14 protein-coding genes are annotated in these 14748 nt (G+C 71.0%); 7 read left to right on the top strand and 7 right to left on the bottom strand.

The window, feature by feature from the left end; all coding sequences use genetic code 11:
• Positions 1–3: 3 nt before the first annotated feature.
• Positions 4–534, bottom strand: a complete 531-nt coding sequence (locus ITX44_RS07665; RefSeq protein WP_236060169.1) for a hypothetical protein — start codon at positions 532–534, stop codon at positions 4–6.
• A 124-nt stretch (positions 535–658) separates the two neighbouring features.
• Here ITX44_RS07665 and ITX44_RS07660 point away from each other — a divergent pair, with 124 nt between their 5' ends.
• Together ITX44_RS07660 and ITX44_RS07655 are read left to right on the top strand one after the other, a co-directional pair.
• Positions 659–1552, top strand: coding sequence for a LysR family transcriptional regulator (locus tag ITX44_RS07660; protein WP_205356252.1), 894 nt, complete (start codon positions 659–661; stop codon positions 1550–1552).
• 96 nt (positions 1553–1648) lie between these two features.
• On the top strand, positions 1649–2293 hold the full coding sequence (locus tag ITX44_RS07655) for a cysteine hydrolase family protein (protein ID WP_205356251.1): 645 nt from the start codon (positions 1649–1651) through the stop codon (positions 2291–2293).
• An 82-nt stretch (positions 2294–2375) separates the two neighbouring features.
• Here the strand turns inward: ITX44_RS07655 and ITX44_RS07650 are convergent, their stop codons facing one another.
• Positions 2376–3944 (bottom strand): metallophosphoesterase family protein, encoded by a 1569-nt coding sequence (locus tag ITX44_RS07650; protein WP_205356250.1) that lies wholly within the window; start codon positions 3942–3944, stop codon positions 2376–2378.
• 221 nt (positions 3945–4165) lie between these two features.
• On the opposite strand from ITX44_RS07650, the gene ITX44_RS07645 reads away from it, so the two are divergent.
• Entirely contained in the window at positions 4166–4633 is a 468-nt protein-coding gene (locus ITX44_RS07645; protein ID WP_205356249.1) for a hypothetical protein, read from the top strand.
• Positions 4634–4683: 50 nt separating this feature from the next.
• Here ITX44_RS07645 and ITX44_RS07640 read toward each other — a convergent pair whose 3' ends face one another.
• Both ITX44_RS07640 and ITX44_RS07635 read right to left on the bottom strand, forming a co-directional pair.
• Complete coding sequence (locus ITX44_RS07640) at positions 4684–4875, bottom strand: hypothetical protein (protein ID WP_307795151.1); 192 nt, start codon at positions 4873–4875, stop codon at positions 4684–4686.
• A gap of 162 nt (positions 4876–5037) precedes the next feature.
• Positions 5038–5754, bottom strand: coding sequence for a DUF4230 domain-containing protein (locus ITX44_RS07635; RefSeq protein ID WP_205356248.1), 717 nt, complete (start codon positions 5752–5754; stop codon positions 5038–5040).
• 212 nt (positions 5755–5966) lie between these two features.
• On the opposite strand from ITX44_RS07635, the gene ITX44_RS07630 reads away from it, so the two are divergent.
• Both ITX44_RS07630 and ITX44_RS07625 read left to right on the top strand, forming a co-directional pair.
• The gene (locus tag ITX44_RS07630; RefSeq protein WP_307795150.1) at positions 5967–6944 is read left to right on the top strand and encodes a YihY/virulence factor BrkB family protein; all 978 of its coding nucleotides are present in this window, start codon (positions 5967–5969) and stop codon (positions 6942–6944) included.
• A 267-nt stretch (positions 6945–7211) separates the two neighbouring features.
• Complete coding sequence (locus ITX44_RS07625) at positions 7212–8768, top strand: GMC family oxidoreductase (RefSeq protein WP_307795149.1); 1557 nt, start codon at positions 7212–7214, stop codon at positions 8766–8768.
• 88 nt (positions 8769–8856) lie between these two features.
• Here the strand turns inward: ITX44_RS07625 and ITX44_RS07620 are convergent, their stop codons facing one another.
• Complete coding sequence (locus ITX44_RS07620) at positions 8857–9861, bottom strand: helix-turn-helix domain-containing protein (protein ID WP_205356246.1); 1005 nt, start codon at positions 9859–9861, stop codon at positions 8857–8859.
• 591 nt (positions 9862–10452) lie between these two features.
• On the opposite strand from ITX44_RS07620, the gene ITX44_RS07615 reads away from it, so the two are divergent.
• A complete protein-coding gene (locus tag ITX44_RS07615) occupies positions 10453–10926 on the top strand; it encodes a hypothetical protein (protein ID WP_307795148.1) in 474 nt (157 codons plus the stop codon).
• A 111-nt stretch (positions 10927–11037) separates the two neighbouring features.
• Positions 11038–12003, top strand: coding sequence for a DUF8832 domain-containing protein (locus ITX44_RS07610; RefSeq protein WP_205356245.1), 966 nt, complete (start codon positions 11038–11040; stop codon positions 12001–12003).
• A gap of 64 nt (positions 12004–12067) precedes the next feature.
• Here ITX44_RS07610 and ITX44_RS07605 read toward each other — a convergent pair whose 3' ends face one another.
• Positions 12068–13054 carry a GNAT family N-acetyltransferase gene (locus ITX44_RS07605; RefSeq protein ID WP_307795147.1) on the bottom strand — a complete coding sequence of 329 codons (987 nt, stop codon included), beginning with the start codon at positions 13052–13054 and terminating at the stop codon, positions 12068–12070.
• 650 nt (positions 13055–13704) lie between these two features.
• Positions 13705–14700 carry a helix-turn-helix domain-containing protein gene (locus tag ITX44_RS07600; RefSeq protein ID WP_205356244.1) on the bottom strand — a complete coding sequence of 332 codons (996 nt, stop codon included), beginning with the start codon at positions 14698–14700 and terminating at the stop codon, positions 13705–13707.
• Positions 14701–14748 lie beyond the last annotated feature (48 nt).

Below are 14748 nucleotides of genomic sequence, written 5' to 3'. Positions count from 1 at the left end.
GTGTCAGGCGCGAGCGCGGGCGTGCGCGGCGGTGCTCCTGGCGTAGAGCGGGGTCTCGCGGCTGCAATGGTCGGTGGAGGCCGCCGACCTGGCCTTCGCCGCTTCCTCGAAACTGACGCCGTGTTCGGCGATGGAGGTGAGGAATTCGTCGGTGGCCGTCGCGGTCACCACGTTCCGGTACTCACTGGTGGTGTCGTCCACCCGGGTGGCGCTCAGCTCCCACACGACCTGGACCTTGGTGCGGCCGCGTGGGGTGAAGGTGTCGGACTGCGAGACCATGCGGCAGTACGTGGGGGTGGTCACCTCGCCGACGTAACTCTGGACGACGAGGCTGTCGCCGATCGTCTCGACGTTGATGGACATCGGCCGGCCGTCGTCGGTGGTGGTCGCGCCCGCGGCGATGTGGTCGGGCGGCGCGCAGCGCTGGTACTCGGGGGACGGCAGGTGGAACAGCCAGTCGGCGATGTCGACCTTTTCGATGGGCACGTCCATGGGCGCGGTGAACACCGCGTGCGAGAGTGTGCGGTCCGGCATGACGGCCATCCTTTCCGTATATTTGGCCTCTGCTGTGTCACGGCCCAGCCAAACAGACGGCCTCCGACATGTCCAATAGACGTTTTCTTCAGCAGCAATAGCGCCTTCCGATCGGAGCCGCCGCATGGAACTCAGAGCACTGGAATACTTTGTCGCGGTGGCCGAGGAGATGTCGTTCACCAAAGCGGCGACGCGGTGCCACGTCGCACAGCCGACGATTTCCCACCACATTGCCGGACTGGAGAAAGAACTCGGGGAGCAGCTTTTCGGCCGGGATTCGCGGCGGGTGACGCTCTCGCCGGGCGGTGTGGCGCTGCTGCCGCACGCCCGGGCGTGTCTGGGCGCCGCGTCGGCCGCGCGTGAGGAGTTCGAGGAGCGCGCCGGGCTGCTCAAGGGCGAGTTGGCGCTGGCCACGGTGGACGGCGTCGAGGAGACGGCGTTGCCCGTCGTGCTGCGGGCGTTCCACGAGCGGCATCCGGCCGTGGCTGTCAGCCTCGGCGGCGGCACCAGCGTGCCGCTGCTGGCACAGGTCCAGCAGGGCCGACTGGACGCGGCGATCGTCGCCCGGCCACTCGAACCGCTGCCCGCGGACTTCTCCTGGCTGCGCGTACTGGGCGATCGAATTGTCGCCCTGGTGGGCGTGAATTCACGCTGGGCGGAGGCCGGCGAAATCACCCCCGAACAGATCGCCGCGGAACAGCTCATCACCTACGACACGCACAGCGGATTGCACGCGCTCATCTCGGCGGCATTCCGCCGCGCGGGTACCGAACTCGTCGCCTCGTATTCGACCAATGACGTGGCGTTGCAGGTCGCTCTCGCCGGAGAGGGCGTGGGAATCGCGTTGTCGGCCGGCTCCGATCCCTCGGTGCGGTACGCGACGTCGGTCGTCCGCGTGCCCGTCGTGCCCGAGATCTCCTACGAGAAGCTGCTCGTGTGGCGACGCGACCCGCAGCCGGGCGCGCCGCTGCGGGCGTTCCTGACTCTGTGGGCGGGGCTGACGAGGGATCCGATGTGAAGCCGGGGGCCGCGGGCGCGCCGGTGACGGCCCGCCGGTGCGCGCCGGGCCGCCCGGTGCTTCGGGCGGAGGGTGGCGCCCGGTAGCGTCGCCTTCGTGGATGAGCGAAACGGTCTGACCGTCCCGCATTCGCTGCGGGAGGCGTGCGACCCGCGGCGGCTGGCCCTGTTGGTGTACGACATGCAGGTCGGCGTACTGAACCAGATCGAGGACCGGGAGCGGGTCGTCGAACGGGTCGGCGACGTGCTGGAGGCGGCCCGCGCCGCCGGGGTCAGGACCTTCTTCCTGCGGCACGTCACCCTCCCGGCGGAGTTGATGGGCGTCGCCCAGCTGCGGATGTGGCGGGCCTGGCAGCGGGCCGAGCGGGCCGCCGACGTGGTCTCCGCGTTCCCGCCGGACGCCGAGCAGACACAGATCGTGCCCGAACTGCGGCCCACCGAGCGCGAGGCGGTGGTGGACAAGATCACCATGTCCGCGTTCGAGGGCACCTGGCTGGACATCGCCCTGCGCGACTGCGGTGTCACCACGGTCGCCGTCGTCGGCGTGGCCACGGAGATCGGCATCGAACCGACGGCGCGGCACGCGGCCGACCTCGGCTACGTCCCGGTCCTGGTCACGGACGCCTGCGGGGCCGGCGACCCGGCGGCCGGCGAACGCTCGCTGGACGCGCTGCGGTTCGCCGGGGACGCCCTGCTGACCACGAGCGAGGAATTCCGCGCCGTCCTGGCGGAGCACGGCTGACACCGGCCGGCACCGGCTGACGGTCATGGCGACCGGCTGACGCCCGCGGGCGCCGGGTGCTCCCCGGCGCCGGGGACCCGCGTCAGTCGGTGTCGGTGTCGGCGTCCATGTCCGTGTCGGTGTCCGCGTGGGCCCGGTCGCCGGCCGTGGCGTCGGTGAGGTGGATGGTGAACTCGTCCTCCACCGGCGGGTCCAGCTCCTGGGCGCGCAGACCCGTGGCGGCGAAGCACCGTACCCGTATTCCGGTGGGGCTGACATCCAGGCGCAGGAAGTTCTTGAAGAACGGCGGACTGTAAGTGGCCGACCCGGGCGAGAGCACGTGGGTGAGGGTCTTGCGCACCGGCAACCGCATCCGGCGGGTGCGGCCGGGCCGGGACGCCACGCCCAGTACGGACGCCACGAACCGGGTACGAAGCGTGACTCGCGCGCTGGAGGTGCGTACCGGGGTGGTGCCGAGGCGGGCCGCGACGACCGCGGCCGCCTCGTCCGGGGTCAGGTCGAACAGCCGGCGCAGCCGCAGCCGCCGGCCGTAGAGGCGGCTGTAGAAGACCAGCGAGTCGCCGCGCATCGGGTAGCAGCGGAAGTCGTCCTCGGTGACGCCGCCGACCGCGACCCGCGGGATGGTGTGGGTGGCGTGCATGAAGGCGCCGCCACCGCCGGAGACCACGTACTCGATCCGGCGGCCGTCCACGTCGACCGGATAGTGCTGGTAGTTGTGGATGTCCCCGCCGATCGCCGCGACGAAGTGGTGCGCGGGGTCGCGGACGATCTCGTCCACGGTGCCGCCGCCCTCGATCGCGCAGGGGTGGTGTTCGCCGTCCACGTAGATGGGCGAGCCGGTGACCAGGATCTTCGGGCGCGGCCCCTGGGCCACTCGGCGCAGCCAGGCACCCTGTTCGCGGTCGATGTCGCCGAGCAGGCCGGTGTCGATGCCGATGATGCGCAGCGGGCCGGTGTCCATCGCCCAGTACGGTGCCGGGACCGCGTCCTGCTGCTGCGGCGCGGGCCGCATCCGCCGGGCCTCGTCGAGCAGGGCGTCGTCGGGCACGTCGGGGGCCGCCCAGAGCAGGCCGCGCCACCACGCCCTGGACAGCGGGCGGGGCCGGGGAGAGGTCGGCAGCGCGGGAGCGCGGCAGAACACCCGCATGAAGCCGACGAGTCCGTCGTACCAGTCGTGGTTGCCCGGTATCGGATATATGGGTGCCGGATAGTCGCGGTACGGCCGGAAGTACTTGGTGCCGTACTCGTTCGCGTGTCCCACCGGGTAGAGCACGTCGCTGCACAGCACCGCGTACCGGGTGCCGGCGCCGGCCTGGAGCAGCCCGGGCACCACCGCGTACTGCGGGTCGTCGCCCTCCCCCGTGTCGCCGATGAGCAGGAAGGAGAAGGTGTCCGGGTCGTCCCGCCGGACGATCAGGTCCTCGTCCGTCGCGCCGCGCTCGATCTGCGCGCGGACCCAGCGGCCGCGGGTCTCGCCGGTCGGGTCGCCGAACATCGAGGCGAGCGGCCCGTTGCGGGCCTTCCACAGCGTCGACGGGTTCAGCCAGAAAAGGTTCTTCACCCGTTTCGGCATCAACTCCCGATAATTTCCGGGTTCCTGGTCCTGCCAGCCGGCGCCGGCCAGGGAGTCGCGCGAGGAGGAAGCGGGCATGGTCCGGACTGTACCAACTCGCGCGATCCGCAGCGGGTTCGCCGCGGGGTCGAGTCGACCGCCGCGCCGCGTCCGCCATTTCCTTCCGATTGCCCTACTGCCGTGAGAACCCCCGGCCGCGTCCGCCGACCGGGAAGCTGGCGTCGTTTTCCCGGTGCCCGGTGGGTATGACCTCCGGCGGCAGGGGTGGAGATCGCAGAGGCCGGAAAAAGAGGGGTCGCATGGACGTCGAACTCGAGTACGACAGGCTCGGCGGGCGGCTGCGTGCCATCGGCGGCGCCACGATCACGTACGACCGGCTGGGCCGCAGGGCGCGTACGCTCGGGGACTGGGCGCTGGAGTACGACGAACTCGGCATCCGGCTGCGCAGCATCGGTGACAGCGAACTCGACTACGGGCGCAAGAGCGGTCTGCCGGCGACGCTGGGCGACCTGACGCTGGAGTACACCGGGTTCAGCCGCCAGCTCACCCACGTGGGGCCGTACGAGGTGGGGTACGACCGCTTCGGCAGCCGGGTACGCACCATAGGACCGCTGACCCTGGTGTACGACCGGCTCGGCAGCCGGCCGCGCCGGGCCGAACTGCCCGCCGACTACCCGTTCCTCCCGGAGGACCTGCTGCGCGTGCTCTTCCTCGTGCTCTACCTGCGGACCCAGCAGGAGGAGGAAGAGACACCCGCGAGCGGCTGACCGCCGGGACCGCCGGGGTCGAGGCCGTCGCCGCGCCGGGCGGTCCGGGCTCAGCGGCGGCGGCGCCGTCCGGCCGGGTACGACCAGCCGGCGCCGAAGCCCGCCAGGTGCAGGGCCACGAAGCACAGCCCGGCGATCGTCAGGGCCTGCGGCGTGAACGCCGCGTCGGTGGACGTGTTCGTGACGTTGATCAGGTACGCGATCGCGAAGACGACGGCGCCCACGGCAGCCAGCATGCCCATGCCTCCAAGGGTGATGTGGCCGGCCCGCTCGGGCCGGCCACTCGGTGTCGGGCGCCGCGCGTGCGCCCCTCGTCAGGGCGGATGCCCCGGAACCCCGCCTTGACGCACACCAGTTCGGCTCACGTCAGGCGGCGACGGCCTGCGTGCCGCTCCGACGGGCCGTCAGGTGTGGCTGGGAGAAGCGGAAGCGGAGGGCGAGGCGGACGGGGACGAGGAGGGGGGCGGGCCGAAGGTGACGGTCACCTGCGTGAAGCCCAGCGAGGTCAGCAGGCGTTCGAGCATGGAGCGGGTGTTGGTCTCGGCGCGGCCGGCCAGTTCGGTCTGCTGGGCCGCGTCCTCGATCTTGCGCGACGCGAGGACGTTGAGCTGCTGCACGCTGCCGGTGTCGTTGCCGAAGAAGTCGCCGACGCGGTCGAAGAAGCCGCGCTGCTGCGAGACGACGTAGGAGTGCTTGGGGTCGAGGGACGGGCGTTCCAGGGCCGCGTGCGGCAGGCGGACGGTCGCGGTCTTGCGGTCCTTGGAAACCTGCACGGCGTCGGCGCCGACCGAGCCCAGGTCCACGTAGGCGTTGACGCTGCCGGCGCCCACGTACAAGGTGCGGCGGCCGTGCACGATGTCGGGCAGGTACTTGGCGTCCTTCTGGAGGTCGACGACGACCTCGAAATTGCCGCTGGCGCCCTCGTAACGGCTCATGTCCTGGATCGACTTGAGCAGCACCGGGCCGCTGCGGTCCTTGGTCCGCTCGGCGAAGGGATTGGGCAGCCCGGGCAGCAGGTTCGCGCGGCCCAGCAGGAAGAACAACAGGGCCAGGACCACGACCACCAGGGCGATCCGGGCCCACCACGGTGTACGGCGGACCGTCGTGTTCTGCACGCTCATGACACACCTCCTGGGGCCTCGGCTGCCCCGGCGGCGGCCGGACCCACCTGCCGGGCCGGCCGCGGTGGCTCGAATCGGTCGCGCGGGAGCGGGTATTGGCCGGTATCGATCGCTGCGGGCTGAACCGGGCGCGGACCGGGCAGACGCCTCGCGGGGAGTGTGCCGATCGGCAGGAAGAGGATCGGCCGCCAGAGCCGGGAGAAGGGACAGCGGTGACGACGGACAGCGGTGCGGCGGACCGGGCGCGGGAGAAGTCCGGCAGGACGGCCCCGCACCGGCGGGCGGGGCAGGGCGCGGCGGCGGTGTTCGGCTTCGTCTGGACCCTGGGCAGGGCCGTGGTCTCGGCCTGGGACAAGGACGCGACGGAACGGGCCGCCGCGCTCACCTACTACGCGGTGCTGGCGCTGTTCCCGGCGCTGCTGCTGACCGTCTCGCTGGTGGGCCTGACCGGCACCCGCGACGCGAGCGGCGTGCCGGCCGCCGGGCTGGCGGCGCTGCTGCCGGGCCAGTCCCGGCCCTTGGTCGCCGACACCCTGCGGCAGATGGCCAAGGACACCTCGACGACCACGTCGATCGCCGCGGTGAGTGCCGCGGGCGCGGTCTGGGCCGCGAGCAGCTACGCGGCGGTCTTCCGGCGGGCGCTGCACCGTATCCACGGCGGGGACGATCACCGTCCGGCCTGGCGGGCCGCGCCGCGGGTCCTGCTGACCGCGCTGATGCTGCTGGTCCTGATGGTGTGCAGCACGCTGTGCGTGGTGGTCAGCGGTGAACTGGCCCACCACGCCGGCACGTTGCTGCACCTGAGCGGCCCGCTGGTGACCGCGTGGCGCGGGCTGCGCTGGCCGCTGCTGGTGGTCGTGGCCGCCGTATCGGTGCTGGTGCTGTTCCGGTCCGGCCCGCGCGGCGCCCGGTCGCTGCGGACCACCGCGCCCGGCGGCGCGGTGGCGGTGGGCCTGTGGCTGCTCGCCTCGGCGGGCTTCGCGACGTACACCGCGCGCATGGGCACGTACCACCGGCTCTACGGGCCGCTGGCGGGCTCGGTGGCCTTCCTGGTGTGGCTGTGGTTCACCAACCTGGCGCTGCTCATCGGCGCCCACTACAACGCCGAACGCGCCCGCGCCAAGGTCCGCCGGGCCGAGGCCCGGGCGCGCCGGGAGGCCGAGGCGAAGGCGGCGGGCACGCGGTCCTGACCGGCCGGCGGACGGGCTGGGCGGACACGAGGGCCTGACCGGGACGTCCCCTCCGGCCCGTTCGGTGACCGTTCGCGAATTCCTGGTGCGGTTGTGATTGTTGTTCCGTTACGCAACCGGCGTGCGCCTTGTGCACCGCGAAAGTTTCACTGATTGCCAAGAAGCTCGCACTCCCTGCCAAGAACCTTCCGGGCAGCGCAGGCACACTCTGCATATCGGGCGCTGCGCCCGATGCCGAAAAGGCCGCGCACGGGGAGGAGCAGGACGGTGGGCGAAAGCTTTTACGACGACATCGTTATTGGGGGTGGAAGCGCGGGCTCGGTACTGGCCTCGCGACTCAGTGAGGATCCGGCTCGCCGGGTCCTTCTGGTGGAGGCGGGCCCGCACTACGGTGGGGCGACCGCCACTCCCCCGGACATCCTCGACGGCAACGTCATCTCGGTCCAGCACAGTTGGGGCTATTCGGCCCGGATAACCGCCGACCGGTCCATTCCCTTTCTCCAGGGTCGGGTTACCGGCGGGTCTTCCGCCATCAACCTGACGGCGGCGGTCCGCGGCACCCGGCAGGATTTCACGGAATGGGCGGAACTCGGAAATCCGCTGTGGTCCTGGGAGGACGTCCTGCCGCGCTATGTCGCGCTGGAGGACGACCTGGACTTCGGCCACCGGAGATTCCACGGGCGCGGCGGCCCGGTGCCCGTCCGGCGCTGGCGCGACGAGGAGCTGACGCCGGTCCAGGAGGCGTTCTACAGCGCCTGCCTGGCGTCCGGCCTGCCCGACGTGCCGGACCACAACCACCCGGACTCCACCGGCGTCGGCCCCAACCCGCTGCACCGCCAGGACACCCGGGTCCGCGTCTCCACCGCGATGGGCTACCTGTGGCCGGCCCGCGGCCGCGCCAATCTGGAGATCCTCTCCGGCACGGTCGTCGACAGAGTCCTGTTCCGGGACGGGAAGGCGTACGGCGTGCGGCTCTCCATCGGGTCGGGCTGGCAGCAGATGCGGGCCCGGCGGGTGGTGCTGGCCGCCGGCGTCGTCGGTTCCCCGTCGATCCTGCTGCGCTCCGGCGTCGGGCCGGCCGAGCACCTGCGGGAGCTGGGCATCGGTGTCGAGGCCGACCTGCCGGGAGTCGGCGCGGGGCTGACCGACCAGCCGCGGATCGGCGTGTTCCTCACTCCAAGACCCGGGGCCGAGAACCAGGGCAGTCCACCCGGACAGGTCGTGGTGCGCACCACGTCGCAGGCCGAGGGCACGCCCGGCCGCTTCAACGACCTGTACTACATCATGGTCAACCGGATCGACCTGAAGAACCACTTCGCCGGGCTGCGCGGGACGACGTCCGCGGAGTCCGTCTTCGGCGTCATGGCGCTGATCCGCCGGGTGCACTCGCGCGGCCGGATCACCCTCGCCTCGGCCGATCCGCGCGTCGCGCCCACCATCGACCTGGGCTACTTCTCCGACGAGCGGGACTACGCGGTCATGGCCGAGGCGGTGCGGGGCTGCTGGGAGTTCACCCAGTCGCCGAAGATCCGCGACTACGGCCAGGACGTGCTGGGGCTCGACGAGGACACGATCGATTCACCGGAGGCGCTGCGGCGCTACGTCACCGACTACGCGGACAGCGCGTACAACGCGGTGGGCACGGCACGGATGGGTCCCGACGGCGACCCGGGCGCGGTCGTGGACCAGCGGTGCAAGGTGCGCGGCGTGGACAACCTCTACGTCGCGGACGCCTCGGTCATGCCGGCCATGGTGTGCGCGAACACCCACCTCACCGTGGTGATGATCGGTGAGCACGCGGCGGCCATGCTGCGCGAGGGCTGAGCGCCCGCCGGCGCGTCGTGCTCGGTGAGGGCGCCCGGCCGTGGGGAGGCGGCGATCGGCCGCGGCCGGACGCGTACGGGGGGCCGGCTCAGACCCCCGCGCTCCACCCGGCGGTTTCGCCCGGCCGGAGCACGGACTTGCGGTAGTCGCGGGGCGTTTCCCCGTAGGTCCCGCGGAAGGCCCGGCTGAGGGCGGCCTGGTCGGGGAATCCCCAGCGCCTGGCCACGGCGTGGATCGGCACGTCGCCGCAGGCGGGGTCGGCGAGGTCCCGCCGGACCATCTCGAGCCGCTGGCGGCGGATGTACGCGGCGACGGTGGTGTCCCGCCGCTCGAAGAGGTGGTGCAGGTAGCGCACCGAGATGTGGTGCGCGCTCGCCACCATCCCGGGCCCGAGCTCAGGATCGTGCAGGTGCTGGGCGATGAAGTTCTCGATGGCCAGCAGCACCATGTCGGTGCCGGACTCGGCGGTCGGCGGGCCGCCCGGCTCGTCCAGGTGGTGCCCGATCAGGGCCGACACCAGGTCGGTGAGGACCACGCCGAGCCGGGCCGCGTCGGCGACCGAGCAGTACTGCATCTGCCGGCGGGCCGCGGCCATGGTCTGCGCGGTGAGGGCGCCGAACCCCCGGCTGCCGGACAGCCGGCATGCCACCAGCCGTTTCAGCCGTTCGTTACGGGCCGGCAGCAGCCGCTTGGGGACCCGTACGAGCAGCACCTCCGTGAGCCCCGGGCCGTCCCCGGCCTGGAAGGAGAACGGGTACGAACTGTCGTAGAGCACCAGGTCGCCCTCGGGCACCATCGAGGAGGTGCCCGCCTGCTCGACGCCCAGGGTGCCCCGGACCACGAGTACCGCCGCGCACGCCTCCGGATCGCTGCGCCGGATGAGCGCCGGGGTCCGGCTCGCCCGGTGCGAGCTGAACCTGAGGGTCTGCAGCACCGCCGAGCCCAGTTCCGCGTTCCCTGACTCCGCGCTGAACGAGGACGGATGCTCCGCCTTCAGGGCCAGCGGCACCGCCGACTGCGAACACATCTCCTGCCAGGCGGTGAACCGCTCGGCCGCCATGAGTCTTTCCGTGCCGTACAGCTTCGTGACCATCCTTCGTTCCTCCCCACTTCGCTGCCACCGGGCCCTGGCCTACGCCGGGACGGGCTGCTCCCGGCCTTCGGACGGCAAGGCGTTCCAACCGGCCGGACAGCGGCGAGGATAAACGAAGTTCCCCCGTCCCGCGCCGGGCCGGAACCACCCGGCGCTCGGCTCTCAGGACTCCGGTGCCACTGTGCCCGGCACGAGCGCGCCGCCCCTTCTCGAAGAATGCCCAGTTCAGGTAATCCATTGTCCAGCCGGGTGTCATACGCGCGTAGAGTTCCCGCCAAAACCAGCGGAACCACTGATTCCGCCCGGATGTCGCAGAATCGCCGGGATCGCCGGCCGGGTCCGCGTGATATAGGCGGGCCGCATTCGGGGAATAGTTTTGATGTGAACCAATATCGGGTGCGGCCGGCATTCCCGCTGGTCGGGGCCGAAAACCGGGGCTCGGGCCGGATGGCGGGAGCAAGGGTGCGGCAGGAGCGGGGGGCAGGAGTGACTATTGTGGGGGCGGTTTCACTGGCCATCGAGGGTGGCTGACGGGTGGTCAGGGGCGGTGCGGGCGTGCGGACGGGAGCCCATGGGAGCGGGAGGGCGGCGGTGAGGGTCGGCGCTGTGGGGGCCGGGTGGCGAGGCGGCGCCCGGGCACTTGTGGTGTGCGCGGTGCTGGCCGGGCTGTTCTTCATGCACGGCGCGCCGGCCGGTGCGGCCGGTGGGTGCCACGGTGAACCCATGGTCGCCGTCACCGTGCACGGCGAGCATCACGAGTCCGCGTCCGCGATGCCGGGGATGGCGGCAGGGGCGGGTGCCGGGCCGGCTGCGGCGGCGGTCGGTACGGGGGCAGCGGACCGAACGGCGGTCGTGACGGGCGACGGTCCCCACGAGGGGCTGTGCGTTTCCACTCCGGCGCGGGGGCACGTACCTCTTCCGGTGCCCGCGCTCCTGGGCACCGCGGCGCTCACCGCTCTCGCGGCCTGGTCGGTGGTGCTTGCCTGGCGCCTGGCCGCGATGCGCCGTCGGGGGCCGCCAACGGGACGAAGACTGCTGCTTCAGGTGTGCGTCGCGCGGACGTGACGGGGCCGCGCCGGACTCGGGACGTCAACGACGTGAGCCCCGTGTTCCGGCCCAGTGCCCTTGACCACTGCGCGCGCCTGTGGCGCGCCACACGGAAAGACCACTGCTTCCATGCTGTTCACCCAACGATCCACTGTGCGCCGACGCGGCCTGACAGCCGTTGGTTTTGCGGCCGTTCTCGCACTGGGCCCGGCCGCCTGCGGCTCCTCCGACGGTTCCGGCAGCGACCACTCCATGCCGGGCATGGCCCACGGCACGACCCGTACGGCATCGGCCTCGGCATCCGCTTCGCCGAGCGCCGACTCGGGCTCCGGCTCCGACCCCGCGATGGGCGGCATGCCGGGTATGGACCACATGACTGCCGGCAACGGCCTCGCGGACGCCGAGGACGGTTACCGGTTCACCGGCCCCGACGCCGCCGTCGGCGCCGCACGACCGATCAGGTACCGGTTCGCCATCAGCGGCCCGGACGGCAAACCGGTCACCGGGTTCGCCCTCGACCAGACCGTGCGGATGCACTTCTACGTCGTCCGGTCCGACCTCACCGGCTTCCAGCACGTCCACCCCACCATGGCCGAAGACGGCACCTGGACCGCCGACCTCGCGGCCCTCTCCCCCGGCTCCTGGCGGCTGTTCGCCTCCTTCATCCCCGACAGCGGCGCCGGCAAGGGCACGGACTTCGTCCTGAGCCGGACCGTCACCGTCCCCGGAGCCGCCGCCCGGACGCCGCTGCCCGCCGCCGCCCGCACCACAGAGGTCGACGGATACACCGTCACGGTCGACGGCGAACTCATGGCCGGCATGACCCACCTGCTGACCGTCCACCTCACCAAGAACGGCACGCCCGTCACCGACCTCCAGCCCTACCTGGACACCTACGCCCACCTGACCGCCTTCCACGAAGGCGACACGGCCTTCGCCCACCTCCACCCGACCACTCCGGCCGTCGGCAACCATGGCGGCCCGGACCTCTCCTTCCACGCCGAACTGCCCGCATCCGGCAACTGGCGCCTGTTCCTGCAGTTCCGGACCGCGGGCCACCTCCACACCGCGGCCCTGACCCTGCACGTCGCCTGACCACCCGTCGGGGGCGGGGCGCTGTCCTGCTGCGCCTCGCCCCCGGCGCGGCTGAGCGCGAGACCTACTTGACGGCGATGACGATGATCAGGGCAACCCAGCACAACCCCACGAACAAGGGCAGCAGGATCATGATCATCCCGGTCGGTGACTGCCGCAGCCCGTCCCGGCGCGGCCCCGACAGCTCCCGGCCCACCACTCTTTGACCGCCGTGCCAGACGATGTACTGCTCCATGCGGGCCACCGAATTCTTGCGGGCCAGTAAATACCTGCGGCCCCACAACAGCATTTCCGCGAATGCCAGCGACGAGGCGAACCCGATGATCGCGACCACGAGGGCAAGCTGATCGGAGAAGCGATGGTTGTCGTTACCGCCGCTGAATGCGAAGCTGGCCGCGGCGGCCAGTGCGGCGGTGATGTAGAAGAAGTTGTTCAGCTTGTTCCAGTTGGTGACGTCCTCGTGTTTGTACAAGTCGACGGCCACCTGGTACTGGGCGTGCAGCATTGCCTCGCGGTGCGAGCGCCGCACCCACACCTTCCGCGCCACCCCGTCAGGAGGGGTGAGCTCGGTCAGGGGCTCGAATCCCATCTCCCGATGGAAGGCGATCGACGCCACGTTCTCCGGCTCCGACACGATGGCCGCGATCACCGGGCTGGCGTGCCACTGCCGCAGGACGTGCCGATACAGCCGTGAAGCGACGCCCTGGCGTGCGGCATGCCGAGCGACGCACACCTGCTTGATGACGAGGAAGCTGCCGAACTCTCCCTTTATCCTGTGGTTGAGCCATTCGTCGCTCTCGAGGTTCGCATCACTGTAGGCCAGGATGAAGCCGACTACGTCCCCACCCCTGAGCGCCACATAAAAATGCTCGGCCTTCGTGAGCCGGTCACGATACGTTGCCTCATCGTATCCCGAGACCAGAAATCCACTCCGGCTCGCTTCCTCGACATCCGGAATTGCATCCAGGCTGCGCGATCTCGCGATCGAAGCAATGGCGGAAACGTGCGCCGACGCCGCCTTCACTATGCTGAAGCCTTCATTCTCCTGCACCCGGTACCCACTTCCCCACGCACGAAAGCCGCACCACGCCGAGCAGGCCGGCCCCCCATTGGTCCAATCGTTTCCACAGAGTCGCAAGAGCATGCCCGATCGCACCGCCGTCACGCACCCCCCACCCGTACCGGCTGACATCGCGGTCCGCCCGCAGAGCGATCGCGCCATGGCTTCCGGCTCGGGCCGACAGTGCGGCCCCTTACTGTGGCGGGCATGGGCTATGGCGTGCACATCACGAGGCGAACGCCGTGGTGGGCGGATGAGGGCGGGCAGATCACCAGGCCGGAATGGGAGGCGGTGGTCGCTGCCGACACCGACCTGGAGATGGCTGGGGTGGCCCGGGTCTCTCCGCGAGGCCAGCACTCGGTGTTGGAGTACCGGAACGAGTGGCTGGCACAGATGGTTACTCACCCCGAACGGGACAAGCGCGGCGCCTGGTTGGACTGGCAAGACGGGCGGATCGTGGTGAAGCACCCGGATGAGCTACTTCTCAAGAAAATGCGGGAGATCGCTGGGGTGCTGGGGCGCGCGTCCAAGGCGACGACTGTGAGTACTACGACGAGTGACAGCTGCCCGCCCGCAGCAGGAATGGCCACCGCGTGCGGCGCTGCTGCAGGGCGGCGCTCATCTCGACGTCCCGGCAACGGTCAGAGCCAGCCGCGTCTTTCTGCGATGCAGCCGGCTTGGAAGCGGGTGGACGCTCCGAGCTCGGTCATGAGGTCCTGGAGCCGGCGGTAGGTCGTCCGCGTGCTCCATCCGTTCGCGTGAGCGATGGCCGTGTCGGTGAGGCCGGCCATCATCATCGCGAGCAGGGACTGGGTCTCCTCGTCCGGTCGGGCTCGGCCGTCGGGCGCGGACGGCGCCACCGCTCCGGTATCGAGCGGGACGGCCTGGGTCCACTCGCCCTCGAAGAGTGCCTCGAGGGCGGTGAACAACGGTGACCGCCGGACGAGATAGGCGACCTGTAGCCCGCTGCGGCTCAAGTCGAAGGGGATGAGGGCGTCCTGGTCGTCCCTGATGATCATCTTGAGCGGCAGGCTGCGCCTCATACGGGCCTGCTCGCCGCCACGGATCGCCGGGAGGATGCCCGTCTGGAGCTTCTTCGGCCAGGTCAGCGCGTCCTGACTGTAGATCACCCGGTGAGCGACCCCGTCGCGCTGGTGGCGCTCGATCTGCACCGCGGTGCTCCGGGCGGCGCCTTCGCCTTCGGGGGGCTCGTAGTAGGGCGGGGTGTCGAACACCCGGACCTGGTGCTGGGCCTTGGATTCGAGGAGCGCGACGGCCGAGGCGATGGTCTCGCGGTCCGTCAGCTGTTCGATGGCGAGCTCGGGACTCACCCGGTTCGCGTTCCGGTGGATCTCCGAGAGCGCGTACGCCTTGGTGCGCGCCGCGCTCAGCTCCTTCTCCCTGGTCTGCACGAGCTGATTGATCGCGATGTCCGGCGGAGCGGCCAGATACCGGATCGGGCGACCGCTCCGGGTCGCGAGGTGTTTGTCGACGAGCGAGGAGAGGACCCGCTTGAGCGGGCCTGCCTCGGTCTCGAGGTGGTCGGCCAGTGCGGCCGCCGTCGCCCCGGGCTGGGCGACGAGCGCCTCGTAGACCCGCTCCTCATCGGCGGTCAGTCCAAGTACCGCGAGCTCCATGGGGCCGTTGTAGCGGACCTGTCGGGGTTGTGCCAAGTGGCAGCGAGC

This window comes from Actinacidiphila acididurans, assembly GCF_016918855.1.
In the GTDB taxonomy this organism is placed as follows: Bacteria; Actinomycetota; Actinomycetes; order Streptomycetales; family Streptomycetaceae; genus Actinacidiphila; species Actinacidiphila acididurans.
Note: the sequence above shows the minus strand (reverse complement) of the source record. Positions and strands in the feature narration are given on the sequence as shown.